This is a genomic window from Streptacidiphilus alkalitolerans (assembly GCF_042511045.1).
Lineage (GTDB): Bacteria > Actinomycetota > Actinomycetes > Streptomycetales > Streptomycetaceae > Streptacidiphilus > Streptacidiphilus alkalitolerans.
The window spans coordinates 365,452-388,602 of record NZ_JBHEZX010000003.1 but is presented as its reverse complement, the minus strand read 5'-3'; the positions used below and the strand labels follow the sequence as shown (position 1 = coordinate 388,602).

At 73.0% G+C, this 23,151-nt stretch carries 20 protein-coding genes and 1 pseudogene; 14 read left to right on the top strand and 7 right to left on the bottom strand.

Annotation, left to right across the window (positions count from 1 at the left end; all coding sequences use genetic code 11):
• Nucleotides 1-27: 27 nt before the first annotated feature.
• The 4 genes from ACEZDG_RS08550 (at nucleotide 28) to ACEZDG_RS08535 (ending at nucleotide 4,222) form a co-directional block, all read left to right on the top strand.
• Nucleotides 28-1,254 carry an amidohydrolase family protein gene (locus ACEZDG_RS08550; RefSeq protein WP_380504827.1) on the top strand — a complete coding sequence of 409 codons (1,227 nt, stop codon included), beginning with the start codon at nucleotides 28-30 and terminating at the stop codon, nucleotides 1,252-1,254.
• On the top strand, nucleotides 1,254-2,435 hold the full coding sequence (locus ACEZDG_RS08545) for an acyl-CoA dehydrogenase family protein (RefSeq protein WP_380504824.1): 1,182 nt from the start codon (nucleotides 1,254-1,256) through the stop codon (nucleotides 2,433-2,435). Before ACEZDG_RS08550 ends, ACEZDG_RS08545 begins: the two co-directional genes overlap by 1 nt.
• On the top strand, nucleotides 2,435-3,472 hold the full coding sequence (locus ACEZDG_RS08540) for an acyl-CoA dehydrogenase family protein (protein WP_380504821.1): 1,038 nt from the start codon (nucleotides 2,435-2,437) through the stop codon (nucleotides 3,470-3,472). The genes ACEZDG_RS08545 and ACEZDG_RS08540 overlap by 1 nt, the downstream gene beginning before the upstream one ends.
• 276 nt (nucleotides 3,473-3,748) lie before the next feature.
• Complete coding sequence (locus ACEZDG_RS08535; protein WP_380504818.1) at nucleotides 3,749-4,222, top strand: ATP-binding protein; 474 nt, start codon at nucleotides 3,749-3,751, stop codon at nucleotides 4,220-4,222.
• Between the two features lie 22 nt (nucleotides 4,223-4,244).
• On the opposite strand, the gene ACEZDG_RS08530 is transcribed toward ACEZDG_RS08535, so the two are convergent.
• Both ACEZDG_RS08530 and ACEZDG_RS08525 read right to left on the bottom strand, forming a co-directional pair.
• Nucleotides 4,245-5,324: a glycoside hydrolase domain-containing protein gene (locus tag ACEZDG_RS08530; RefSeq protein WP_380504815.1), complete on the bottom strand. Its 1,080-nt coding sequence runs from the start codon at nucleotides 5,322-5,324 to the stop codon at nucleotides 4,245-4,247.
• Between the two features lie 919 nt (nucleotides 5,325-6,243).
• Nucleotides 6,244-7,179 carry a cyclase family protein gene (locus ACEZDG_RS08525; RefSeq protein ID WP_380504812.1) on the bottom strand — a complete coding sequence of 312 codons (936 nt, stop codon included), beginning with the start codon at nucleotides 7,177-7,179 and terminating at the stop codon, nucleotides 6,244-6,246.
• A 114-nt stretch (nucleotides 7,180-7,293) separates the two neighbouring features.
• Here ACEZDG_RS08525 and ACEZDG_RS08520 point away from each other — a divergent pair, with 114 nt between their 5' ends.
• Genes ACEZDG_RS08520 through ACEZDG_RS08505 form a run of 4 tightly spaced genes read left to right on the top strand, consistent with a single transcriptional unit; the run spans nucleotide 7,294 to nucleotide 12,036 of the window.
• On the top strand, nucleotides 7,294-8,223 hold the full coding sequence (locus ACEZDG_RS08520; RefSeq protein ID WP_380504809.1) for an SDR family oxidoreductase: 930 nt from the start codon (nucleotides 7,294-7,296) through the stop codon (nucleotides 8,221-8,223).
• Nucleotides 8,224-8,243: 20 nt separating this feature from the next.
• Nucleotides 8,244-9,416, top strand: coding sequence for an acyl-CoA dehydrogenase family protein (locus ACEZDG_RS08515; protein WP_380504806.1), 1,173 nt, complete (start codon nucleotides 8,244-8,246; stop codon nucleotides 9,414-9,416).
• Nucleotides 9,413-10,918 (top strand): aldehyde dehydrogenase family protein, encoded by a 1,506-nt coding sequence (locus ACEZDG_RS08510; RefSeq protein WP_380504803.1) that lies wholly within the window; start codon nucleotides 9,413-9,415, stop codon nucleotides 10,916-10,918. Before ACEZDG_RS08515 ends, ACEZDG_RS08510 begins: the two co-directional genes overlap by 4 nt.
• A 41-nt stretch (nucleotides 10,919-10,959) precedes the next feature.
• Nucleotides 10,960-12,036, top strand: coding sequence for a Zn-dependent alcohol dehydrogenase (locus ACEZDG_RS08505; protein ID WP_380504800.1), 1,077 nt, complete (start codon nucleotides 10,960-10,962; stop codon nucleotides 12,034-12,036).
• 28 nt (nucleotides 12,037-12,064) lie between these two features.
• Here the strand turns inward: ACEZDG_RS08505 and ACEZDG_RS08500 are convergent, their stop codons facing one another.
• Nucleotides 12,065-13,045 carry a GlxA family transcriptional regulator gene (locus tag ACEZDG_RS08500; protein WP_380504797.1) on the bottom strand — a complete coding sequence of 327 codons (981 nt, stop codon included), beginning with the start codon at nucleotides 13,043-13,045 and terminating at the stop codon, nucleotides 12,065-12,067.
• A gap of 88 nt (nucleotides 13,046-13,133) precedes the next feature.
• Here ACEZDG_RS08500 and ACEZDG_RS08495 point away from each other — a divergent pair, with 88 nt between their 5' ends.
• A complete protein-coding gene (locus ACEZDG_RS08495; protein ID WP_380504794.1) occupies nucleotides 13,134-14,522 on the top strand; it encodes an MFS transporter in 1,389 nt (462 codons plus the stop codon).
• Between the two features lie 7 nt (nucleotides 14,523-14,529).
• On the opposite strand, the gene ACEZDG_RS08490 is transcribed toward ACEZDG_RS08495, so the two are convergent.
• Complete coding sequence (locus ACEZDG_RS08490) at nucleotides 14,530-15,150, bottom strand: flavin reductase family protein (protein WP_380504790.1); 621 nt, start codon at nucleotides 15,148-15,150, stop codon at nucleotides 14,530-14,532.
• Between the two features lie 151 nt (nucleotides 15,151-15,301).
• Here ACEZDG_RS08490 and ACEZDG_RS08485 point away from each other — a divergent pair, with 151 nt between their 5' ends.
• Nucleotides 15,302-16,084: a hypothetical protein gene (locus tag ACEZDG_RS08485; protein ID WP_380504787.1), complete on the top strand. Its 783-nt coding sequence runs from the start codon at nucleotides 15,302-15,304 to the stop codon at nucleotides 16,082-16,084.
• A 21-nt stretch (nucleotides 16,085-16,105) separates the two neighbouring features.
• On the opposite strand, the gene ACEZDG_RS08480 is transcribed toward ACEZDG_RS08485, so the two are convergent.
• Both ACEZDG_RS08480 and ACEZDG_RS08475 read right to left on the bottom strand, forming a co-directional pair.
• Nucleotides 16,106-16,912, bottom strand: a complete 807-nt coding sequence (locus tag ACEZDG_RS08480) for an enoyl-CoA hydratase/isomerase family protein (RefSeq protein WP_380504784.1) — start codon at nucleotides 16,910-16,912, stop codon at nucleotides 16,106-16,108.
• Nucleotides 16,903-19,056 (bottom strand): acetate--CoA ligase family protein, encoded by a 2,154-nt coding sequence (locus ACEZDG_RS08475; protein WP_380504781.1) that lies wholly within the window; start codon nucleotides 19,054-19,056, stop codon nucleotides 16,903-16,905. The genes ACEZDG_RS08480 and ACEZDG_RS08475 overlap by 10 nt, the downstream gene beginning before the upstream one ends.
• 162 nt (nucleotides 19,057-19,218) lie before the next feature.
• Here ACEZDG_RS08475 and ACEZDG_RS08470 point away from each other — a divergent pair, with 162 nt between their 5' ends.
• From ACEZDG_RS08470 to ACEZDG_RS08455, 4 genes are all read left to right on the top strand, one after another.
• Nucleotides 19,219-19,683, top strand: a complete 465-nt coding sequence (locus ACEZDG_RS08470) for a DoxX family protein (RefSeq protein ID WP_380504778.1) — start codon at nucleotides 19,219-19,221, stop codon at nucleotides 19,681-19,683.
• A 61-nt stretch (nucleotides 19,684-19,744) separates the two neighbouring features.
• Nucleotides 19,745-20,230 (top strand): Zn-ribbon domain-containing OB-fold protein, encoded by a 486-nt coding sequence (locus tag ACEZDG_RS08465; RefSeq protein ID WP_380504775.1) that lies wholly within the window; start codon nucleotides 19,745-19,747, stop codon nucleotides 20,228-20,230.
• 248 nt (nucleotides 20,231-20,478) lie between these two features.
• A complete protein-coding gene (locus ACEZDG_RS08460; RefSeq protein ID WP_380504772.1) occupies nucleotides 20,479-21,864 on the top strand; it encodes a L,D-transpeptidase family protein in 1,386 nt (461 codons plus the stop codon).
• A gap of 171 nt (nucleotides 21,865-22,035) precedes the next feature.
• Entirely contained in the window at nucleotides 22,036-22,971 is a 936-nt protein-coding gene (locus ACEZDG_RS08455; protein WP_380504769.1) for a beta-ketoacyl-ACP synthase III, read from the top strand.
• Here ACEZDG_RS08455 and ACEZDG_RS08450 read toward each other — a convergent pair.
• Nucleotides 22,968-23,151: pseudogene (locus ACEZDG_RS08450) on the bottom strand (hypothetical protein); the annotation flags it as partial. The gene ACEZDG_RS08455 and the pseudogene ACEZDG_RS08450 sit on opposite strands and share 4 nt — an antisense overlap.

The following is a 23,151-nucleotide window of genomic DNA, read 5'->3' as shown; positions in this document are numbered from 1 at the left end:
GGGCAGCCGGACCTCGGAGGGAGACCTATGGACAACCCCGAGCCGGTCACAGCGGAGAACCTCCCCCTGGTCGTCAGCGTCGACGACCACGTGATCGAACCGGCCCACCTCTTCGAGACCTGGCTGCCCGCCAAGTACCGCGACCGGGGCCCGAAGCCGCTCCGGGCCGGCATCGGCGAACTCGCCTACGTCGCCGGGAAGTACCGGATCACCATGGATCCGGAGGGGCCGCCGACCGACTGGTGGATCTACGAGGACCTGCAGTTCCCGTACAAGCGCAACATCGCCGCGGTCGGCTTCGACCGGGACGAGATGACCCTGGAGGGCATCACCCGCGAGGAGATGCGCCGGGGCTGCTGGGACCCGAAGGCCCGGCTCGACGACATGGACAACAACCACGTCGAGGCCTCGCTCTGCTTCCCCACCTTCCCCCGCTTCTGCGGCCAGACCTTCGCCGAGGCGCACGACAAGGAGGTGGCCCTGGCCTGCGTCCGCGCCTACAACGACTGGATGGTGGAGGAGTGGTGCGGCGACAGCCGGGGCCGGCTGATCCCGCTCTGCCTGATCCCGCTCTGGGACGTCGGGCTGGCCGTGGCCGAGATCCGGCGGAACGCGGCCCGGGGCGTCCGGGCGGTCTGCTTCAGCGAGATCCCCACCTACCTCGGGCTGCCGTCGATCCACAGCGGGTACTGGGACCCCTTCTTCGCCGCCTGCGCGGAGACCGGCACCGTGGTCTGCATGCACATCGGCTCGTCCTCGCAGATGCCGGCCGCGTCCCCGGACGCGCCGCCCGCGGTGCAGGCGACGCTGAGCTTCAACAACGCGATGGCGTCGATGACGGACTTCCTCTTCTCCGGTGTGCTGGTGAAGTTCCCGACCCTGAAACTCGCCTACAGCGAGGGCCAGATGGGCTGGATCCCCTACGCGCTGGAGCGGGCCGACGACGTCTGGCGCGAGCACCGGGCCTGGGGCGGGGTGCGCGACATCGTCCCGGAGCCGCCGTCCACGTACTACTACCGCCAGATCTTCGCCTGCTTCTTCCGCGACAAGCACGGGGTGGCCTCGCTGGACCAGGTCGGTGTCGACAATGTCACCTTCGAGACCGACTACCCGCATGTCGACTCGACCTGGCCGGAGACCAAGGCGGTGGCCCTGGACCATGTGGCCGGACTGCCGCTGGACGTGGTCTACAAGATCATGCGCGGCAACGCCATCCGGATGCTGGGCCTCGACCTGGACCGTGGGCGCCCCTGATGGACCTCACCGACACCCCCGCCGAGGCGGCCTTCCGGCACGGGCTGCGCGAGTGGCTCGGCAAGACCCTGCCGGAGCTCCCACCGCCCCCCGACCCCGGGGACTGGCCGGGGCGCCGGGCCTACGACACCGGCTGGCAGCGGCGGCTGTCCGACGCCGGGTACGCCGGGGTGCACTGGCCGCGCGAGGCCGGCGGCCAGGGCGCCGGCCCGGTCGAGCACCTGATCTTCCTGGAGGAGACCGAGCGGGCCGGGGCCCCGTACGTGGGCGCGAACTTCGTCGGGCTGCTGCACGCCGGGCCGACCATCGCCGCCGAGGGCACCCCGGAGCAGCGGCGGCGCTGGCTGCCGCCGATCCTCAGTGGCGCGGAGGTCTGGTGCCAGGGCTTCAGCGAGCCGGGGGCCGGCTCCGACCTGGCCGCGCTGCGGACCCGGGCGGTCCGGGACGGGGACGCGTACGTGGTCAGCGGCAGCAAGCTGTGGACCTCGCACGCCGAGGTCGCCGACTGGTGCGAACTGCTGGTCCGCACCGACCCGGAGGCGCCAAGGCACCGGGGCATCAGCTGGCTGGTGCTGCCGATGGACGCGCCCGGGGTGACGGTCCGTCCGCTGCGCACGCTGACCGGGACGGCGGAGTTCGCCGAACTGTTCCTGGACGAGGTGCGGATCCCGGTCGCCAACCGGGTCGGCGCGGAGAACGACGGCTGGCGGGTGACCATGGTGACCCTCTCCTTCGAGCGCGGCACGGCCTTCGCCGGCGAGGTGGTGGCCTGCCGCCGCTCGCTGGCGGCGCTGGCCCGGCTGGCCCAGCGCAACGGCGCCTGGGACGAGCCGGGGGTGCGCCGGGGCATGGGGCTGCTGGCGGCCAGGTTCGGGGCGCTGTGGCGGCTGGTGCAGTGGAATGTCTCGGAGGCGCAGGGCGGCGGGGTGCCCGGGCCGGGCGCCTCGGTGTTCAAGCTCCGCTTCTCCGAGGCCCGGCAGGAGTTGTACGACCTGGCGGCCGAGGTGCTGGGCGCGGGGGCACTCGTGCTGGACCAGCAGGGCTCCGGCGCCGAGGACTGGACCGCGCAGCGGCTGCAGGGCCTCTCCTACACCATCGCGGCCGGGACCTCGCAGATCCAGCGGAACATCGTGGCGCAGCGGGTGCTGGGGCTGCCGAAGTCGGAAAGGGCGGCCGGCTGATGGACTTTCGGCTGACACCGGATCAGCGGGAGCTGCGGGACGGGCTGCGCGCCCTGCTGGCGGGCCGGTTCGGCCCGGAGCAGCTGCGGGCGGCCGTCGACGGCCGGGCCGGGCCCGACGGGATCCTGGACGCGCTCACCGGGGCCGGGCTGTTCGCGCTGCGGCGGCCGGTGCGGCAGGACGGCCTCGGCCTCGGCCTGGCCGAGGCGGTGCTCGCCTTCGAGGAGGCGGGCCGGGCCCTGGTGCCGGGCCCGCTGGTGGCCACCGAACTCGCGGCAGCCCACAGTGCGTCAGGCCACGGCGCGTCAGGCCACGGTGCGGACGGGGGCGCCGGTCTGGCCGGGGTGGTCCGTACCCCGCGCTCCGACCGCGGACCGCTGCTGGTGGAGCGGCTGCCCTCGCTGAGCCTGCTGCTGGTGCTGGACACCGGCGCGGGGGAGGTGCGCACCTTGGACCCGGCCCGGCTGACGGCCCGCCAGGTTCGTTCGCTGGACCCGCTCACCCCGCTCTGGGAGCTCACCGCCCCGCTCCCGCGCGGGGAGTTGCTGTCCGCCGCCGACCCGGAGCTGCTGTGGACCGAGGGGACGCTGCTGACCGCGGCGCTCCAGGTCGGGCTGGCCACCCGGGCGGTGGAGACGGCGGTCGGCTACGCCAAGCAGCGCGAGCAGTTCGGCCGTCCGATCGGGGCCTTCCAGGCGGTGCAGCAGCTGTGCGCGGAGATGCTGGCGCGGGTGGAGCCGGCCAGGGCCGCCGTCCGCGCGGCGGCGCTGTCCGGCGTCGGTCCGGGCGGGCCGCCCGACCCCGTCGAGGTGGCCGGGGCGAAGCTGCTGGCGGACGAGGCCGCGGTGCGCGGGGCCCGGGACTGCCTGCAGGTGCACGGCGGGATGGGGTTCACCTGGGAGGCCGATGTCCATCTGCTGCTCAAACGCGCCTGGCTGCTGGAGCGTATGTTCGCAGGTCACGCCGAATGCGCCGAAAAACTGGCGTCCGGGCTGCTCAACGGCATGGCAGAAACGTACGTCGGACATCTGTCGTAAGGGTGGTTCTGGCGGGGCGTCCGCAGGGTTCCCGTGATCCGGCCACGGTTCGGTTACGCTCGCCGGGTGCGCATGCATCGGACAGCAGGGCAGACGGCCGGGGCAGTATGCACCGTCGGGTGGTCCCGGTGTTGGAATATGCCTGAAGCGCTTGCTGAAATCGGTGCGGACGAAACATCCTGGAACAGATGCGCATGGGTGCGCTCTCTGCGCTGTCCGCGATGTCGGACAGTCCCGAAGGCGCAGCTGATCCCGCAAGTACGGGTGGTGTGAGCGGTGCAGGTGCTTCAGTTGCAGATCGCCGTCGAGGCGGACCCGGCCGAGGTCGGGCGGGCCCGCAGGTGGGCCAGGTCCCGTCTGGCCGGCTGTGGTTACGACCCGGAGGCCTCGTTGTCCGACGCGCTGGTCCTCGTGGTCTCCGAGCTGGTCACCAACGCGGTGGTGCACACGGGCCACGGCGCGGTGCTGAGACTGCAGTTCCCGGTCGGCCCGGACGCGGAGCGGTACCCGGTCCGGGTCGAGGTCGCCGACGCCAGCGACCGGCCGCCGCGGCCGAGGCACGCGCCCGGCGAGGCGACCAACGGCCGCGGCCTGGAACTGGTGGAGAACCTCTGCGAGCGCTGGGGCTGGTACCCCGACGGCGGCGGCAAGCGGGTCTGGTGCGAGATCGAGCGGGAGCCGCGGGAGGCCGCCGCGCCGCTGCTGGACGCGGAGACCGAGCGCACCCTCCAGCAACTGCTGGTGGGTTGACGCCGCGTCGGGACACCCGCCGCTAGCCGACGATCGCGACCGGGCCGTCCCAGGCGTCGTGGTCCACGGTGACGCTCGCCCCGCCGTAGGTCTCCTTGAAGTTGACCGCGTACTGGTGGCCCCGGCGGTGCCCGGTCCACAGGCCGCCCGCGAAGGGGAAGCCGGTGGTGGTGTCGGCGTTGCCGTCGTAGCGGGCGTACCAGAAGGCGTCCGGCAGGTCGGCCGTGCCCGCGCTCTTGGCGGTCGCCACGGCGGCGGCGCTGGACTGGCTGAAGCCGTAGAACCCGGCCCAGTAGCCCTTGCTGTGCACGGCCCGGTCCCAGGACTTGAGGTAGTCCAGCACCGCCGCCACACAGGGCTTGTTGCTGATGTCGTAGGACTCCATGTCCAGGTAGACCGCGCTTCCGGCGCGCATCCCCAGGGCGGAGGCCTTGGCCGCGGCGTCGGCCCCGTCGGTGCTGCCGAGCGACACGGCGTTGGCGGCGCTGATCCGCTCCGGGTTGCCGCCGGTCTGGCACGGCGGCTGCGCCCCCACGTAGAGCGGGATCAGCTTCCACCCGGCGGAGCTGACCGAGTGCACCCAGGAGTTGGTGAGCTGGGGCTGCGAGCAGCCGCGGTTCCGCCCGCCGACGTAGACGGCCGCCGCGCCGTACGGGGAGCTCTTGCGCCAGGCGGTCATGGTGGCGAGCGTGGGCGCGGAGCAGGCGTCGAAGGCCCGGCCGGTGAACACGGCCGGCGCACGGGCGGGCAGCGGCACGCTCTTGACCGGCGTTGTGGCGGTCGCGGCCTTCGACGTCGCCCCAGCACTGGCACCGGCACTGCTGGAGGCCGAGGTCGAAGCCTTGGCCGACGCCGATGACTTGGTACTGGCCGTCGCTGTCGCCGTCCCGCTTCCGCTCGCGGAGGCCGTGGCCGGGGCGGCCCCTGACACACCGTCCGCCGCCGGTGTCGCGTCGCTGACCACCAGTCGGCTGTCGCCGGACCCGCTGCCGCCCGAGGTCGCCGCCACGGCCGCGGCGGCCCCACCGCCGAGGACGACCACGGCGACGAGGGAGACCAGGCCGTAGCGGCGGCGAGGCTTGGAACGACGGCGGTTCGACATGTGATCCTCGGGCAGTTCTGGAGACGACTGTCGAGAGAGATGATCGCAGGCCAGGGTGTCGGCGGCGCAGCGGGGGCGGCGATTCCAGACTGCTTACATCACCCCCAAAAAGCCTATAAAAACGGACAATTGGCATGCTCTTGGTGAACGCGCGTTCGCACCACGACAACGGAAACCCCGGCCACAATTCGGTCACGGCGGCCCTGCTCCGAGGGTGCTTCCCGGCCGGATCCCCGACCGCGCCGAGGGCAGGTCGGCGGCCTTCCGGCGCCGCGTCCGCGGGCCCGGAGCGGGTCGCGGGGGAGTGCGGATGCGTGGGACGGCCGCAGAAGCCGTGGATATCCTGCAAAGGCCCAATGGAAACCCGCTGACCTGCGAGGATGCTGCGCGGATCGGGCTTTTTGAACCGGCGGGTAACCGATCCGGCCGCACCCCGCCCCACCGTGCCGGCGGCAACGGGGCGAGCGGGTTCGACGGTCCGGACGGGGCGCCGGGGCGGCTCCGGGCGAGGCGTCGGGATCGCGCCATATCGCTGTCGATCTTCCGTCTGAAAGCGTACGCAACCAATCCGAATTCCGGGCAACCCATTGACGTGACGTGTCCGCCTGATCACGCTTGGACGCAGCGATTCGTTGCGAGGGGACGTCGAGGGCAGGTGCGGGCCTAGCCATGCCTGCTGGTCCTTGGCGAGTGCGGATCGCATCGACGCTGGTCAGGGCCCATGCGTCGAGGCCGGGTGGCGGGTCTCCGTGTCGAGCTCGAGGCGAACACGGCGTCCCGCCACCAGGTCTTCCTGCCGAGGCCGGTGCGGACCGCCCGGCGTGACGGTGTGATGACGAACTCCGTTGTTGTCCAGACCGGTTGGCGATGACCCGACTTCAAACCTGCGTCGCAGCGACCTACTTCGACCTAATCCGAGCTACTTCACCGCGACCGGCACCACCGGGGCGCCGACCCCGCCGGTGAACGGCTCCGGCGGGGCCGACAGCAGGAACTCGTAGACCCCGTCCTCGGCGCAGTCCGCCGCCAGGGCCTCCAGGTTCCAGTTCTGCCCCTGCATCATCCCCATCTCCACCAGGTCCAGGGCGTGTACCGGGAGGTACAGCCCGTCCACCTCGGGCGGGAAGATCTCAAAGGTCAGGGTGTCATTGGCCACGGCCGCCACATCCCTGGCGTGGAACCACTCCGGCGTCCGCAGCGACAGGCCGGGGGACGGGAAGGAGTACGCCTCCCGGTCGCCGCCCAGGTAGTACTGGATCTGCCCGGTGCGCACCAGCACCACGTCCCCGGCCCGTACGGCCGTCCCGGCCAGCTCCTGGGCCGCCTCCAGGTCCTCCGGGGTCACCGCGTGGTCCCCGGCCAGCCGGGTCGCTCCGCGGGCCCTGGCGACGTCCAGCAGCACGCCCCGGCTGACCAGCGGCGGGGCCTTCTCCACCCCGCTGAAGGCCGCGCCCTCGTGCGGGGTGATCGAGGCGGCGGGGCGGTTGTTCCAGATCCGGCCGCCGTGGCTGACATGGCCGAGGCCGTCCCAGTGCGTCGCCGCCTGCAGCCCCATGGTCACCACGTCGTCGCTGGTGGCGATGGCGCCGGGGCCGAACATCTCCCAGTTCAGCGCGGTCATGGTGTGCAGCGGGTTGACCCGGCCCGGGATCAGCCCGGTCTGCACCCCCTGCTGCTGCAGCGGCAGCGCCAGGGTGAAGCGGCGGCCGGTGCGGACGGTCGCGACGGCGGCCCTGACCACCTCAGGGGTGATCAGGTTGAGCGTGCCGATCTCGTCGGCGGCGCCCCAGCGTCCCCAGTTGTTGACGCGCTTGGCGATGTCGCGGAACTCGTCGAAGTCGGTGAGTGCGGGCACGGGCGGCCTCCGTTGCGGGTGTGATTAGTATCTGACGGTCACTCAGGTCTGTTGCTGTCCCTGTCTCGTACCTAGAATCTAACGGTCCGTCAGATTCTTGAGGAGGGCTGCGACGTGGGCGAGTTCCTGCACGGCAAAGTGATCGCGGTGACCGGCGCCGGACGCGGCATCGGCCGGGCCGTCGCGCTGGCCTGCGCCGCCGAGGGAGCCAGGGTCGTGGTCAACGACTACGGCGTCGGTGTGGACGGCGCCGACCCCGCGAGCGAGGTGGCCGAGGCCGTGGCCAAGGAGATCCAGGCGGCCGGGGGAGAGGCCGTCGTCGTCGCCGACGACGTGTCGACCATGGCGGCCGGGGAGCGGATCGTCGGCACGGCGGTGGAGACCTACGGCCGGCTCGACGGGGTGGTCTGCGTGGCCGGGATCCTGCGCGAGCGGATGCTCTTCAACATGACCGAGGAGGAGTGGGACCCGGTCATCGCCACCCACCTCAAGGGCACCTTCACCGTCTTCCGGGCCGCCTCCGCGCTGATGCGGCGTCAGGGCGGCGGCACGCTGATCGGCTTCACCAGCGGCAACCACACCGGCAGTGTCAGCCAGCCCAACTACAGCGCGGCCAAGGGCGGCATCATCTCGCTGGTCCGCAGCGCCGCGCTGGGCCTGCACAAGTACGGGGTCACCGCCAACTGCGTGGCACCGGTGGCCCGCACCCGGATGTCGGCGAACGTCCCGATGGAGCTGACCGAGATCGGCGAACCGGAGGACGTGGCCGCGCTGGTGGTCTACCTGCTCTCGGAGCAGGCCGCCGGGATCACCGGGCAGGTCTACACCGTCGCCGGGCCGAAGATCGCGGTCTGGGCCCAGCCCCGCGAACTGCGCGCCGTGCACGCCGAGAGCCCGGTTCCGGGCGCGGGCGGCCCGGTCTGGACCCCGCAGCGGATCGCCGAGGTGCTGCCCGGCTCGGTCGGCACCGACCCGATGCCGATGCTCGCCCAGCTCGACGCCATGGCGGCGGCAGCCGCCGCCAAACAGCGCCCGAACGCCTGAAGGGCCGGTGCTCACCCGCCATGGACTTCTGCTTCAGTACCGAGGACGCGGAATTCCGCGCCCGCGCCCGTGGTTGGCTCGCCGAACGCCTCGCCGACGGCGGCCCCTTCGCCGATCTGCGGACCGCCGAGGGCTTCGTCCCGGACCGCCGCCGGGCCTGGGAGCGTGAGCTCGGCAGCGGCGGCTGGATCGGCCTCGGCTGGTCCGACCACGCCCTGACCAGCCAGATCGTCTGGGCCGAGGAGTACGCCTCGGCCTGCGCCCCGGCCCCGATCGGCATCGTCGGCGAGCACCTGCTCGCCCCGACCCTGCTGCGGCACGCCACCGACCAGCAGCGCGAGCGCTTCCTGCCGGGCATCGCCGGCGGCGAGGTGATCTGGTGCCAGGGCTACAGCGAGCCGGGCGCGGGCTCCGACCTGGCCGCCGTCCGCACCAGCGCCGAGCCGACGGCCGACGGGCAGGGCTGGCTGATCACCGGTCAGAAGACCTGGACCTCGCTCTCGCAGTGGGCCGACTGGTGCTTCGTCCTGGCCCGCACCGAGCCCGGCTCGCGGCGGCACCACGGCCTCAGCCTGCTGCTGCTGCCGATGGACCAGCCCGGACGGATCGAGGTCCGCCCGATCCGGCAGCTGGACGGGGAGTCGGAGTTCAGCGAGGTCTTCTTCGACGCCGCCCGGGCCGATGCCGCGGACGTCCTCGGCGGGGTCGGCAACGGCTGGCGGGTGGCCATGGACCTGCTGTCCTTCGAGCGCGGCGTCGGCATGCTGGGCCGGCAGATCGGCTACGCCCGGGAGTTGGACGCGGTCCTGGCCTCCGCCGCCGCCTCGGGCGCGGACCGGGATCCGGTGCTCCGCGAACGGCTGACCCGGCAGTGGGCCGAACTGCACGTGATGCGCTGCAACGCGCTGCGCACCCTGGGCACGGCCGAGCCCGGCACCGCCGCCGTGGCGAAGCTGGTGTGGGGCGGCTGGCACCAGCGGCTCGGCGAACTCGCCGTGCAGGTGCTCGGACCGGCCGGGGCGCTGGGCGGTGGCGGCGGGCACGACCCGGACGGCTATCCGCTGCTCCCGGCCCAGCACCGGATGCTCTTCTCCCGCGCCGACACCATCTACGGCGGCAGCGACCAGATCCAGCGCAACCTCATCGCCGAGCGCGTCCTCGGCCTGCCCCGCGAGCAGAGAGCAGGATCATGACCACCGACCCCGTGCCGTCCCCGCCCGCCACCCACCGGCTGTTCGTCAACGGCGGGTGGCGCGAAGGCGGCGACGGCAGCTACCCCGTCGTCAACCCGTCCACCGAGCAGGTGGTGGGGCACGCCCCCGAGGCCTCGGCGGCCGATGTGGAGGCGGCCGTCGCCGCCGCCAGGGAGGCGTTCGACAGCTGGTCCCGCACCGGTGCGGCGGAGCGGGCCGCGGTGCTGAACCGGGTCGCCGACGCGCTGCTCGCCCGCAACGACGAGTTCGTCCCGCTGCTGCAGGCCGAGACCGGGGCGACGATCCGGGTGGCCTCGTCCATGCAGGTGCCGGTCGCCGCCGAGCGCTTCCGCCGCTACGCCCGCGGCGCGCTGGAAGCCGCGGTCACCCCGCTCGCCCCCTACCCGGTCGCGGCCACGCCGCTGGCCGCCGGCGGGCTGACCAGCGCGGTGGCGGTGCGGCGGCCGGTCGGGGTGGTGGGCTGCATCACCTCCTACAACTTCCCCATCGTCAACCTGGCCGGGAAGCTCGCGCCCGCGCTGGCGATGGGCAACACCGTGGTCGCCAAGCCGGCGCCGCAGGACCCGCTGGGCTGCCTCAAGCTCGGCGAGGTCTTCGAGGACGCCGGCGCACCGCCCGGGATCTTCAACGTGGTCACCGGATCCGGGGCCGCGACCGGGGCGGCCCTGGTGGCCTCGGCCGAGGTCGACATGATCAGCTTCACCGGCTCCACCGCGGTCGGCCGCCGGATCGCCGCCGACGGCGGCCACACCATGAAGCGGATGCTGCTGGAGCTGGGCGGCAAGGGCGCCGGCATCGTCCTGGAGGACGCCGACCTGCGCACCGCCGTGCCCGCCATCGGCTCGGCCTGGGCCTTCCACTCCGGCCAGATCTGCACCGCCCCCACCCGCGCGCTGGTGCACGAGTCCCGCTACGAGGAGGTCGTCGCCGGACTGGCCCGCTACGCCGCCGCGCTGGCGGTCGGCGACCCGCTCTCCCCGTCCACCGTGGTCGGCCCGGTGATCACCGCGCTGCACCGGGACCGGATCGAGTCGTACATCGCGGGCGCGGCCGCCGAGGGGGCCCGGCTGGTCGCCGGCGGGACCAGGAAGGAGCACACCGCCGACAGCCCGGCCCTGCCCGGCACCGGCTTCTATGTCGCGCCGACCCTGCTCGCCGAGGTCACCCCGGGCATGGCCGTCGCCCGCGAGGAGGTCTTCGGCCCGGTCGTGGTGGTGATCCCGTTCCGGGACGAGGAGGAGGCGGTCGCCATCGCCAACGCCACCGACTTCGGCCTCTACGACTACGTCTTCTCGGCCGACACCGCCCGCGCCTACGCCCTGGCCGCCCGGCTGCGCACCGGCAACGTCGGTATCAACACCGCGCAGCGGCACCCGGAGACCCCCTTCGGCGGCTTCAAGCAGAGCGGGGTGGGCCGGGACGGCGGCTCGTACGGCCTGAGCGCGTACAGCGAACTCCAGTCCCTGGTCTGGCAGTCCTGATCCTCCGTCAGCTCAATCGTCAGCGTCAGAAGGAAGCAGTCATGAAAGGCGTCATCTTCGACGGCAAGGAAGCCCAGGTCGTCGACGACCTGGAGGTACGGGACCCGGACGTCGGCGAGATCCTGGTCCGGATCGCGGCGGCCGGTCTCTGCCACAGCGACCTGTCCGTGATCGACGGCACCATCCCCTTCCCGGTCCCGGTGGTCCTCGGCCACGAGGGCGCCGGCACGGTGGAGGCGGTCGGGCCCGGGGTCACCCATGTGCACCCCGGCGACCACGTGGCCCTGTCCACCCTCGCCAACTGCGGCACCTGCGCCGAGTGCGGGCGCGGCCGGCCGACCATGTGCCGCAAGGCCATCGGCCGTCCCGGCAAGCCCTTCACCCGCGGCTCGCAGCCGGAGGTCCCGCTCTACAACTTCGCCTCCACCTCGGTCTTCGCCGAGCGCACGGTGGTGAAGGCGGTCCAGGCGGTCCGGATCGACCCGGCCATCCCCTTCACCTCGGCCGCGCTGATCGGCTGCGGGGTGCTGACCGGGGTCGGCGCGGTGCTGAACCGGGCCAGGGTCGGCCTCGGCGACACCGTCGCGGTGATCGGCTGCGGCGGCATCGGCCTCAATGTGATCCAGGGCGCCCGGCTGGCCGGGGCCTCCCGGATCGTCGCGGTGGACGCGGTGGCCGGGAAGGAGGCGGTGGCCCGGCAGTTCGGCGCCACCGACTTCGTGGACGCCCGCGCCGTGGACTCCACGGTGGAGGCGGTGCGGGCGCTGCTCCCCGAGGGCGTGGACCACGCCTTCGAGTGCGTCGGCGCGACGGCGCTGGTGCGCCAGGCCGTCGACCTGCTCAACCGGCACGGCCAGGCGGTGCTGCTGGGGATGACCCGGCCGGACGCGGAGGCGTCCTTCCGTCCGGCCGAGATGTTCCTCGACAAGTCCATCCTCGGCTGCCGCTACGGCTCCTCCTGTCCCCAGGTGGACATCGCGCTCTACGCCGAGCTCTACCGCAGTGGGCGGCTGCTGCTGGACGAGCTGGTCACCGCGGTCTACCCGGTCGAGGAGTTCCACGCGGCGGCCGAGGCCACCCACGGCGGCGGTATCGCCCGGGCGGTGCTGACCTTCTGATGCAGCGTCATAGGCGGTGCGGGTGGCGTCAGCCGGTGGCGCGGAAGGTGCGGCGGTAGGTGCTCGGGGCGACCCCCAGGGCCTCGTGCAGATGCTGCCGCATCGACGCCGCCGTGCCGAAGCCGACCTCGCGGGCGATCCGGTCCACCGTCAGGTCGCTGCCCTCCAGCAGTCGGCGGGCCTCCTGGGCCCGCTGGCGGACCAGCCACTGGCCGGGACTGAGCCCGGTCTCGTCGCGGAAGCGGCGGGTGAAGGTGCGCACGCTCATCCCCGCGTGCTCGGCGAGGTCGCGCAGCGCCAGCGGCTCGCCCAGGCGCCGCAGGGCCCAGGCACGGGTGGGGGCGGTGCCCTCGTCGCCGGTGACCGGGACCGGCAGGTCGATGTACTGGGCCTGGCCGCCCTCGCGCCAGGGCGGGACGATGCAGCGGCGGGCGACCAGGTTGGCGACGCCGGAGCCGTGGTCCCGCCGCACCAGGTGCATGCAGAGGTCCACCCCGGCGGCGACCCCGCCCGAGGTCAGCACGTCGCCGTCGTCGACGAACAGCACATCGGGGTCGAGCCGGACCTTGGGGAACAGTCGGCGGAACTGGTCGGTGTAGCTCCAGTGGGTGGTCGCCGGGCGGCCGTCCAGCAGTCCGGCGGCGGCGAGCACGAAGGCGCCGGTGCAGATGGAGACCAGCCGGGTGCCGGGGCGGACCAGCGCCAGCGCGTCGGCGATCTCCGCCGGGAGCCGGCCCTCGGCCAGGGCCGGCACCAGGTTGCGGCTGGCCGGGACGACCACGGTGTCCGCGTCCGCCAGCAGCTCCGGGCCGTGGTCGACGCTGATCCGGAAGTCGGTGCTGGTCCGGACCGGGCCGCCGTCCAGGGTGCAGGTCCGCACCTGGTAGAGCGGAGGGCCGCCGGGGAGCTGGGCCGACTCCAGGATCCGGGACGGCGTGGCCAGTTCGAAGGCGATCACATCGGGCAGGGCGAGGATCGCGACACGGTGCGGACGGGGCTGCTCGGACATGCCTCCACTGTGCGCCGTGGCCCGATCCTTGCGCAAGCTGTCCTTCCGGCCACTCGGCAGGATGTAGGCCCGACGTAAGAATCAGGGGGTGACCGAACAGCAGACCGCAGCAGCCTCCGGCCCGCCAAGCCCCGGCCCGTCCGCCTCCGTCCCCGCGTCCGTCTCCCGGCCGTTGGCCCCGGCGGTCCCGCGCGGGCCTCGGCTGCACTACGCCTGGATCATCGCGGCGGTCTGCCTGCTGGTGCTGGTCGGCGCGGCCGGATTCCGGTCCACCCCGGCCCTGCTGATGGAGCCGCTGAACACCGAGTTCGGCTGGTCGCACGGCATCATCTCGGCCGCCGTCTCGCTGAACATGCTGCTCAACGGACTGACCGCGCCCTTCGCGGCGGCGCTGATGGACCGGTTCGGCATCCGCCGGGTGGCCGCGGTGGCGCTGCTGCTGATGTCCGTCGGCAGCGGCGCCACGGTGTTCATGACCCAGTCCTGGGAGATGGTGCTCTGCTGGGGCGTGCTGGTCGGCGTCGGCAGCGGCTCGATGGCGCTGGCCTTCACCGCGACCGTCACCGGACGCTGGTTCCTGGCCCGGCGCGGTCTGGTCACCGGGGTGCTCACCGCCGCGAGCGCGGCCGGGAACCTGGTCTTCCTGCCGGTGCTGGCCTGGCTGATCAGCGACTACGGCTGGCGCAGCGCCTCGATCACGGTCGGCCTGTGCGCGCTCGCGGTGGTCCCGATCGTGCTGCTGCTGATGCGTGGGCAGCCCGCCGACCTGGGCCTGCTCCCGTACGGGGCGACCGAGCAGGACGTCCCGGCCGCGGCGCCCGCCTCCGCCGCCGGGGGCAAGGGCCTGCGGGCGCTGCGGGTGCTCCGCGGCGCGGCCGGGACCCGGCCGTTCTGGCTGCTGGCCGGATCCTTCGCGATCTGCGGCGCCACCACCAACGGCCTGGTCGGGACGCACTTCATCCCGGCGGCCGGGGACCACGGCATGGTGGAGACCACGGCGGCCGGACTGCTGGCGCTGGTCGGGGTGTTCGACGTGGTCGGCACCATCTTCTCGGGCTGGCTCACCGACCGGCTGGACTCCCGCAAGCTGCTCGGCGTCTACTACCTGCTGCGCGGCGCCTCGCTGCTGTTCCTGCCCGCGCTGTTCGCCAGGACCGTGCACCCCAGCATGGTCATCTTCATCATCTTCTACGGCCTGGACTGGGTCGCCACCGTGCCGCCGACCATCGCGCTCTGCCGCGAGTGGTTCGGCGAGGACGCCCCGATCGTCTTCGGCTGGGTCTTCTGCGGCCACCAGGTCGGCGCCGCCGTGGTCGCCCTCGGCGCGGGCCTGGTCCGGGACCAGCTCGGCAGCTACGACGCCGCCTGGTACGGCGCGGGCGTGCTCTGCGTCATCGCCGCGAGCTGCGCCCTGCTGCTCCGAGCCAAGCCCCCGGCCAAGGACCTCCCGGTCCGAGTCGCCACCGCTACGGCGTGAGCCCCGACTACGGCATGAGCTCGCCGAACGCGCCGCGGTAGAACAGCAGCGGTCCGGTGTCGGCCCGCTGCACCGCGAGGTCGCAGATCCGGCCGAGCACGATCAGGTGGTCGCCGCCGGTGTGGACGGCGTGGATGGTGCAGTCGATCCAGGCCAGCGCCCCGCCGATGCGGGGCGAGCCGGTGCCGGGGGAGGGGGTCCAGTCCACCTCGGCGAACTTGTCCGCCCCGCTCGCGCTGCTGACCGCGAAGGTCCGGCACAGCCCGCCCTGGTCGGCGGCCAGCACGCTGACGCAGAAGCTGCCGGCGTGCGCGATCCGGGGCCAGGAGGCGGAGGTCCGGGCGACGTTGAAGCTCACCAGCGGCGGTTCGAGCGACAGCGAGGAGAAGGACTGGCAGGCGAAGCCGACCGGGCTGCCGTCCTCGGCCAGGGCGGTTATCACGGTGACCCCGGTGCAGAAATGCCCCAGCACGGCCCTGAGCAGCAGCGGCTGGTCCGCCGAGGCCGGCAGCCGCTCGTCCGGCCCCACCGCGCGCAGCGGGGCGGGGACCGGGGCCGGTTCGGGCGCGGCCGGGGTCGCGGTCCGCAGGTAGCGGACGGCGGCGACCGCCATGCCTTCGTGTCCCATCGTGTCCTCGCAGGGGGTTCGGGGCTGGTACGTCCATTAAAGCTGACGGGTCGTCAGATCGGAAGTGGGATGAAATGCCCCTTGACGCGGATGATCGTTGCTTGCGTACCCTGACCGGACGGCTCTGGGGAGAGCCGGGGGATGGGGAACTATGAACCGGCAGGTCAAGCGCTGGATCCAGGCGGCGGGCGCGGTAGCGGGAACCCTTGTCCTGACGAGCTTCTGGACCCTCTACCAGGACTGGCAGATCACCCGGTTGTTCTCCGGCTCCGGGCGGTCGGGACCGAGCCTCTGGGAGGGTCTCGCCGAGAGCCTGCTCTGGCCCGCGATACAGGCCGCGGTGATCCTCGGCCTGCTGGTGCTGACCCTGCTGATCAGCCGTCTTCTGCTGCGCGGACGGTTCCGGATCATCGTCGCCGGGCTGCTGCTGAGCCTGGCGGTGTTCCTCGGCAACTGGTTCTACTTCGACGGCGCGATCGAGGGCAGCACCGCCTTGATCTTCGGCTTCTTCGACCTGGCCAACCGGACCGCCCTGGCCATGGCCGCGGGCGGCTGGATCCTGCGCGACCGGGCGCCGAAGCCCGAACGGGACGGCATCTCCGCCGAGATCCTGGGCGACTGGGACGCACCGGGCGGAGTCATCGCGTTCGCGTCGGACGGCGTTTTCACCCTGGCCAGGGCGGGTGAGCCGACCACCGCCGGGCTGTGGGAACCGCTGCCGGGCACCCGGCCGCAGATCGTGCTCAGGGTCGACGCCGACACCGAGCTCGGCCACGGCTGGCAGGCCACCGTGATGGACCTGGAGTCGAACCCCTACGGCGCGGTGCTCCGGGCCGGCGCGGCCGAGTACCGCCGCCGTGACCCGGAAGTGGTGCTGGAGCGGTCCCCCGAGTACGCCGGCTACATCGGCGCCGTCGAGATCCTCGAAGGCTGAGCCACGCCCGGGTCCGGAAAGCTAGCGGCCCTCGAACGCCGGCGGTCGGCGTTCGACGAAGGCGCGGACCCCCTCGGGGGCGTCCGCGGTGGTCATATTGATCTCCTGCGCGGTCGCCTCGGCCGCGAACGCCGTGGCCCGATCGGATTCCAGCGAGGCGTTGACCAGCTGCTTCGTCATGGCCAGGGCCCGGGTCGGCCCGGCGGCCAGACGTTCGGCCCACTCCAGCGCGGTCTTCTGCAACTCCTCGGCCGGGACCACCCGGTTGACCAGCCCCAGCCGTTCCGCCTCCGCCGCCGGCAGCGCGTCGCCGAAGAACAGCAGCTGCTTGGCCCGCTGCGGCCCGACCAGCCGCGGCAGCAGATACGCTCCGCCGCCGTCCGGGACCAGGCCGCGGCGGACGAACGCCTCGATGAAGCTCGCGCCCTCGGCCGCCAGCACCAGGTCGCAGGCCAGCGCCAGGTGCACGCCCACCCCGGCCGCGGTGCCGTTGACCGCCGCCAGCACCGGCTTCTCGCAGTCCAGCACCGCCGCGATCATCCGCTGCACCCCCTGCCGCAGCACCCGCGCCACATCGCCGGGGATCCGCGGACCGGGGGCCGTCCCGCCGGGCGAGCGCAGGTCCGCGCCGGAGCAGAAGCCCCGGCCCGCGCCGGTCAGCAGCACCGCCCGGATCCCGGGGTCGGCGGAGGCGCTGTCCAGCGCGCCGATGAGCTGCTCCCGCATCTCGCCGGTCACCGCGTTCAGGGCCTCCGGCCGGTTGAGGGTCAGCCGCAGCACCGCGCCGCCGCCGTCCCGTTCGACCAGCAGCGGGGCGCTCACCGGCACACCGCCAGGGCGTCCAGGGCCACCACGCCCTTGCCCCGCTCCAGCACCATCAGCGGGTTGATGTCCAGCTCGGCCAGGTCGCCGCCCAGCTCCATCGCCATCCGCTGGACCCGCATCACCGCCTCCACCAGCGCGTCCACATCCATCGGCGGCCCGCCCCTGACGCCCTCCAGCAGCGGCCAGCAGCGCAGCTCCTTGAGCATGGTCCTGACGTCCGTACAGGAGAACGGCGGGACCCGGACGGCGGTGTCCGCCAGCACCTCCACGAAGACCCCGCCCATGCCGACCGTCACGGTCGGGCCGAAGGTCGGATCCTGGTTCACGCCCAGCACCATCTCCACGCCCGCCTCGACCATCTGGCACACCAGCACCCCTTCGAGCCGGGGGATCCCGGCCGCCCGGGCGTTGTCGGTCAGCAGCCGGAACGCCTCCCTGACCTGGCTCGCCGAGGTCAGTCCGACCTGGACCAGGCCGAGGTCGGTCTTGTGGGCCACCTCCGGCGCCGAGCCCTTCAGCACCACCGGGTAGCCGACCACCCCGGCCGCCCGCACCGCGCCGGCCGCGCTGGTCACCAGCTGCTCGCGCGGCACCCGCAGCCCGTAGGCGCGCAGCAGCTGCTTCGCCGCCACCTCGCTGAGCTGCTGCCCGGGGCGCAGCACCCGCTGCGCCTTGGCCCTGCCCGCACAGGGCACCTGCGCCGCCTGTTCGAACGGGCTGCGGTAGGAGGCGGTGAAGCGGTGGTGCTCCAGGTACGCGGCCACCGCCCCGACGCAGTTGCCGAAGGTACGGAAGGTGGCCACCCGGGACGACCCGAGCAGGGTCTCCCGGTACGCGGCCTCGGTGCCGACCGGCGAGCCCCAGACCACGCAGACCAGCTTGTCGGTGGTCTCCGCGACCTCCACCAGGTCCTGCGCCAGCTTGTCGCTCATCGGCGGGAAGGGCCCGGTGATCGGGCAGATCAGCACACCCACGGACGGGTCGGCGAGGATCGCGTCCAGGATCTTCCGGCCGCGCCAGTCGCCGACCGGGTGTCCGCCGTTGTCGATCGGGTTGGCGACGCTGAGGTAGTCGGGGATCCACTGGTGCAGCTCGGCCTGCTTGGACTCCGAGAGTTGAGGCATCGTCAGACCGGCCGCCGAGGCCAGGTCGGCGAGGTGGGCGCCGGTGCCGCCGGAGATGGAGTAGACCGCCACCCCGTCCGCCTGCGGCGGCTTGGCCCGGGCCAGCAGGGCGGCGGTGTCCTGGAGTTCGTCCAGGCCGTCCACCCGGATCACCCCGAACTGCCGGAAGGCCGCGTCCACCACGTCGTCCGCGCCGGTCAGCTTGCCGGTGTGGGAGGCGGCCATCCGGGCCCCGGCCTGGGTCCGGCCGACCTTCACCGCGACCACCGGGACGCCGCGCCGGGCGGCGTGGTCGGCGGCCAGCAGAAAGGCCCGGCCGTCCTTGAGGCCCTCGATGTAGGCGGCGATGGCTCCCACCTCGGGCTGGTCGGCGAACCAGTGCACGAAGTCGGCGACCTCCAGGTCCGCCTCGTTGCCGGTGGGGGCCCAGTGGCTGAGCCTGATGCCGATCTGCTGCAGCGAGAACAGCGGGCGGCCCTGGTGGCCGCTCTGGGTGATCAGGGCGATGGCGGGGCCGGTCAGGTCCTCGCGGAAGCGCTCGAAGGCGTTGAGGTTGGTATTGGGGCCGAGCAGCCGCAGCCCGGTCGGCGCCTCGGCGATCAGCCGGGCCAGCCGCTGCTGCGCCGCCGCGCCCTCGGCGCCGGTCTCGGCGAAGCCGGAGGCGAAGGCCACGGCGAACTTCACCTTGGCCTCGATCAGTTGCGGGACCACCGGCTCGGGGTCGCCGAGCAGGATCACCGCGAGGTCGATCGGCTCCCCGCCGGGGACCGGCACCGAGGCCAGGTCGGGGTAGCAGGGCTCCCCGTCCACCTCGGCGCGGCCGGGGTTCACCGGATACATCCGCGCCCCGACCCTGGCCGCCCAGGCGGCCAGCTGGCGGGTGATCCCGGTGTTCGGCCGCCCCGGGGTGTCGGAGGCACCGATCACCGCCACGGTCGCCGGGCGGAAGAAGGCATCGAGGTCCACCGGACGGCCGTGCACCGGACGTCCGCTGACATCGGTCTCGTCCCCCGCGTCCAGCATGGCGAGCCTCCTTCATTCAAATCTGACGTTCCATCAGATTACTGTCCGGAAGCGTGCGCTGGAAGAGGGCGGAGTCGGTCCCGCCCCTTGCGCGCGGCTCGGCGGATGCGATGAACTGACGGAGCGTCAGCAAAACACCCCTCGCCACCAGGGAGACCGTCCATGCAGGTCGTCCACACCTACGGGCTCAGCGCCGCCCACTGGCTCGCCCTGCTGCGCATCGGCCTCGGCCTGTGGTGGCTGGAGAGCTGGCGGCACAAGGACAAGAAGGGCTGGCTGCAGCGCGGCACCGGCATCGACTGGGCCAAGGGCGTCGCGGCCGGCCACCGCTGGCCCTTCGTCGGCCGCTCCTTCGACCGCGTGGTCGCCCCCCGGCCGAAGGCCATGGCGTACGTGGTCGTCTTCGCCGAACTCGCCCTCGGCCTCGGCCTGACCGTCGGACTGCTCACCCCGGTCGCCCTGGTGGCCGGGCTGCTGCTGAACCTGCTCTACCTGGTGCTGATGATCCACGACTGGGCCGAGCAGGGGCAGAACCTGATGATGGCGCTGATCTCGCTGGTCGCGCTGCTGGCGATGAGCTGGCAGTCCTGGTCGCTGGACGCGGCCTTCCACCTCTTCGGCGCGTGAGGGAGGGCCGGCCATGACCACGAACGTGCCTGGGGCTGGGGCTGGGGCTGGGGCTGAGTCGGTGTCTGGGGCTGGGGTCGGCCCTGGGCCCGCGTCGCTGTCTGGGGCTGAGCCTCCTCCGACTGTCGCCGACCGTCCCGAGCCGGACGCCTTCACCCGCCCCTACTGGGAGGCCGCCGCCGAGGGCCGGCTGCTGCTGCGCCGCTGCGGCGCCTGCGGACGGGCCCACCACTACCCGCGCGAGTTCTGCCCGTACTGCTGGAGCGAGGACGTGCGCTGGGAGCAGGCGTCGGGGGAGGCCGTCCTCTATACCTGGTCCGTGGTGCGCGTCAATGACCTGCCGCCGTTCCGGGACCGGCTGCCCTACGTCGCGGCGGTGGTCGACCTCGCCGAGGGGCCCCGGATGATGACGGCCGTGGTGGACTGCGATCCGCTGACGCTGTGTGTGGGCATGAGGTTGCATGTGACCTTGCCCACAGGGCTTTCGGCAGGCGAGGACGGGTCCGCCCCGATCGCCGCACCCGTGTTCCGCCCGGCTGACCGTTGATGATCGCCAGTCGGACGGGGTGAGGGGCGGCGCGGACGGGCTTCTCGGGAGTGTGAGGGCATGGTGATGACGGCGCTCCGGTTCCTGTGTCGGGTCACCCGATGGGGGTACCGTGACGCGGGAAACGGTTGCGCCGACTGGGGTGACCGGACCTGTGACGAGGAGTAACCGGAACGCCACCGCCCCTGATTTCCGGCCCCCAGGGCCCCGCCCGGACGCGCACCCACTCCGCGAGGATCGAACCGTACATGTCGAGTCACGCCCACCCCGGCCACCAACCCGCCCCCACCGACGGATACGACTCCGGCGCGGGCGGCTACGGGCACGGGCGGGGGAGCTACGGACAGACGGGGTACGACCAGGGGGACTACGGGCGCGCGGACTACGGGCAGGCGGAGTACGGGCAGCAGGCGGAGTACGGCCGGGGCGGCTACCCGCAGTCCGGCTACCCGAGCGGCGAGGTGTACGGCGCGCCGTACCCGGACCACCAGGCGTACCAGGGCCCCGAGGAACAGGTGTACGGCGGCCCCGTCGGCGGCTACGACACCGGCACCAGCACCGGCTACGGCTACGCGGCCCCGGTCCCCGACCCCGGGTACGCCGAGCAGGCCGGATTCGCGCAGCAGGAGCAGCCGGGGCAGCCGGAGCAGTACGGCCAGTACGGGCAGTACCGCCCGTACGAGCCGGAAGCCGTCCGCCCGGAGTCCGTCTACGCCGTCGCCCCGGTCCCGGCGTCCGCCGAGCCCGGCCGTGGCGCGGCCCCCCGTACCGGCTCCCGCGCCGCGTCCCGTACCGGCACCAGGACCCAGATCCGGGCTGCCGCCAAGGCCCGTGCCCGCCGCAAGCGCCGGGTGCGCAACGGCTTCCTCGGCGTCGGCTCGGTCGCCGCCGTCGCGGTCATCGCCGTGGCCGGCTTCCTGCACCCGGAGGCGGCCAGGACCGGCGCCACCGCGGCCGCGGCCCCCAGCGTCGACACCGGACGCAGCAGCAGCGCCCCCGCCGACGCCTCGCGCTCGGTCACCCGGCCCACCCCGACCACCGCGCTGAAGCAGCTGCCGGGCCTGGGCACGTCCTTCCTGGCCAAGATCCCGGCCAACGCCCAGCAGGTGTTCCTGGTCACCGGCAGCGGCAAGAACGCCAACACCTCGACCGCCGTCCTCTACACCCGTACCGCCGACGGCAGTTGGCTGCCGGGCACGGCCTGGGCCGCGCACAACGCCAAGGACGGCTGGACCGACGACCACATGGCCGGTGACCTGCACAGCCCGATCGGCGTGTTCAGCCTCACCGACGCCGGCGGGCTCGACCCCAACCCCGGCACCAAGCTCCCCTACCTGCACTCCTCCGAGTTCAAGGCGCCGGGAACCGGCTTCGAGGGCGAGTCGCTGGCCGACGCCTTCGACTACGTCATCGCCATCAACTACAACCACGACCCCGGTACCAGCCCGCTCTCGACCGACCGCCCGATGGGCGCCTCGCGCGGCGGCGGCATCTGGATCCACGTCGACCACGGCGGTCCGACGCACGGCTGCGTCAGCCTCGCCAAGGCGAACATGGCCACGCTGCTCAAGGACCTCGACCCCGCCAAACACCCGGTCATAGTCATGGGTGACGCGGCCTCGCTGCGCGCCTGACCTGCCGGAACACAGCTCGCACGCTGCGCTGCCCCGGCAATCCCCATACTGGTTCCGGCCCTGCCGGGACCAGTCCCCACAGGTTAGTTGTCCGAGCCCTACAGCAAGGCCGCTCGGATACTGTCCCTGGCAGCCTCCGGTGACTCACTGGTAACCGGCTTGAGTGGAGACATGACTGGTTCCCGTATCGTCGCGCTCGGCCACTACCAGCCGCCGAAGGTCCTCACCAACGACGACCTCGCCAAGCTGGTGGACACCGACGACGAGTGGATCCGCAGCCGCGTCGGCATCCGCACGCGGCACATCGCCGAGGACGAAACCGTCGCGGACCTGGCCTTCCGCGCTGCCGAGAAGGCCCTCGCCACCAGCGGCTTCGACGCGTCCACGATCGACCTGGTCGTCGTCGCCACCTGCTCCGCGATCGACCGCAGCCCCTACACCGCAGCCCAGGTCGCGGCCCGGCTGGGGATCGCCACCCCGGCCGCGTACGACATCAACACGGTCTGCTCGGGCTTCTCCTACGCGCTGGCCACCGCCGACCACGCGATCCGGGCGGGCGCGGCGACGCGGGCGCTGGTCATCGGCGCGGAGAAGATGTCCGACACCCTCGACTGGACCGACCGCACCACCTGCGTGATCTTCGGCGATGGCGCGGGCGCGGCCGTGGTCGAGGCCTCGGAGGAGGCCGGCGTCGGCCCGGTGGTCTGGGGCACCGACACGTCCAAGAGCGACGCCGTCCGCATCGACGGCTGGGACCCGACGATCAGCCAGCAGGGCCAGTCCGTGTTCCGCTGGGCCACCACGCAGATCGCCCCGCTGGCACTGCAGGCCTGCGAGAAGGCCGGGATCACCCCGGCCGAGCTGGAGGGCTTCGTCCCGCACCAGGCCAACCTGCGCATCATCGACGCCATCGCCGCGAAGATCGGCGCCCCGAACGCGGTCGTCGCCCGCGACGTCGTCGACTCCGGCAACACCTCGGCGGCGTCCATCCCGCTGGCCCTCTCCAAGCTCGTCGAACGCGGGGAACTGCGCTCCGGCGCCCCCGTCCTCCTCCTCGGCTTCGGCGGCGGCCTGGCCTACGCCGGCCAGGTCGTCCGCTGCCCCTAGCCCGCGCCGGGCGTCGGCGGCCCGCAACCCCCGCTGCGCGGCAGGCCCCGCTGCGCGGTGCGGCTTCCGCTGCGCGGCAGGCCCCGCTGCGCGGTGCGGCTTCCGCTGCGCGGCAGGCCCCGCTGCGCGGTGCGGCTTCCGCTGCGCGGCAGGCCCCGCTGCGCGGTGCGGCTTCCGCTG

Excerpts from the sequence above, each read along its gene's own strand:
- ACEZDG_RS08550 (WP_380504827.1), top strand. The coding sequence starts at position 28 with ATGGACAACCCCGAGCCGGTCACAGCGGAGAACCTCCCCCTGGTCGTC.
- ACEZDG_RS08545 (WP_380504824.1), top strand. The coding sequence starts at position 1,254 with ATGGACCTCACCGACACCCCCGCCGAGGCGGCCTTCCGGCACGGGCTG.
- ACEZDG_RS08540 (WP_380504821.1), top strand. The coding sequence starts at position 2,435 with ATGGACTTTCGGCTGACACCGGATCAGCGGGAGCTGCGGGACGGGCTG.
- ACEZDG_RS08530 (WP_380504815.1), bottom strand. The coding sequence starts at position 5,324 with ATGTCGAACCGCCGTCGTTCCAAGCCTCGCCGCCGCTACGGCCTGGTC.
- ACEZDG_RS08515 (WP_380504806.1), top strand. The coding sequence starts at position 8,244 with ATGGACTTCTGCTTCAGTACCGAGGACGCGGAATTCCGCGCCCGCGCC.
- ACEZDG_RS08510 (WP_380504803.1), top strand. The coding sequence starts at position 9,413 with ATGACCACCGACCCCGTGCCGTCCCCGCCCGCCACCCACCGGCTGTTC.
- ACEZDG_RS08505 (WP_380504800.1), top strand. The coding sequence starts at position 10,960 with ATGAAAGGCGTCATCTTCGACGGCAAGGAAGCCCAGGTCGTCGACGAC.
- ACEZDG_RS08500 (WP_380504797.1), bottom strand. The coding sequence starts at position 13,045 with ATGTCCGAGCAGCCCCGTCCGCACCGTGTCGCGATCCTCGCCCTGCCC.
- ACEZDG_RS08490 (WP_380504790.1), bottom strand. The coding sequence starts at position 15,150 with ATGGGACACGAAGGCATGGCGGTCGCCGCCGTCCGCTACCTGCGGACC.
- ACEZDG_RS08485 (WP_380504787.1), top strand. The coding sequence starts at position 15,302 with ATGAACCGGCAGGTCAAGCGCTGGATCCAGGCGGCGGGCGCGGTAGCG.
- ACEZDG_RS08475 (WP_380504781.1), bottom strand. The coding sequence starts at position 19,056 with ATGCTGGACGCGGGGGACGAGACCGATGTCAGCGGACGTCCGGTGCAC.
- ACEZDG_RS08470 (WP_380504778.1), top strand. The coding sequence starts at position 19,219 with ATGCAGGTCGTCCACACCTACGGGCTCAGCGCCGCCCACTGGCTCGCC.
- ACEZDG_RS08460 (WP_380504772.1), top strand. The coding sequence starts at position 20,479 with ATGTCGAGTCACGCCCACCCCGGCCACCAACCCGCCCCCACCGACGGA.
- ACEZDG_RS08455 (WP_380504769.1), top strand. The coding sequence starts at position 22,036 with ATGACTGGTTCCCGTATCGTCGCGCTCGGCCACTACCAGCCGCCGAAG.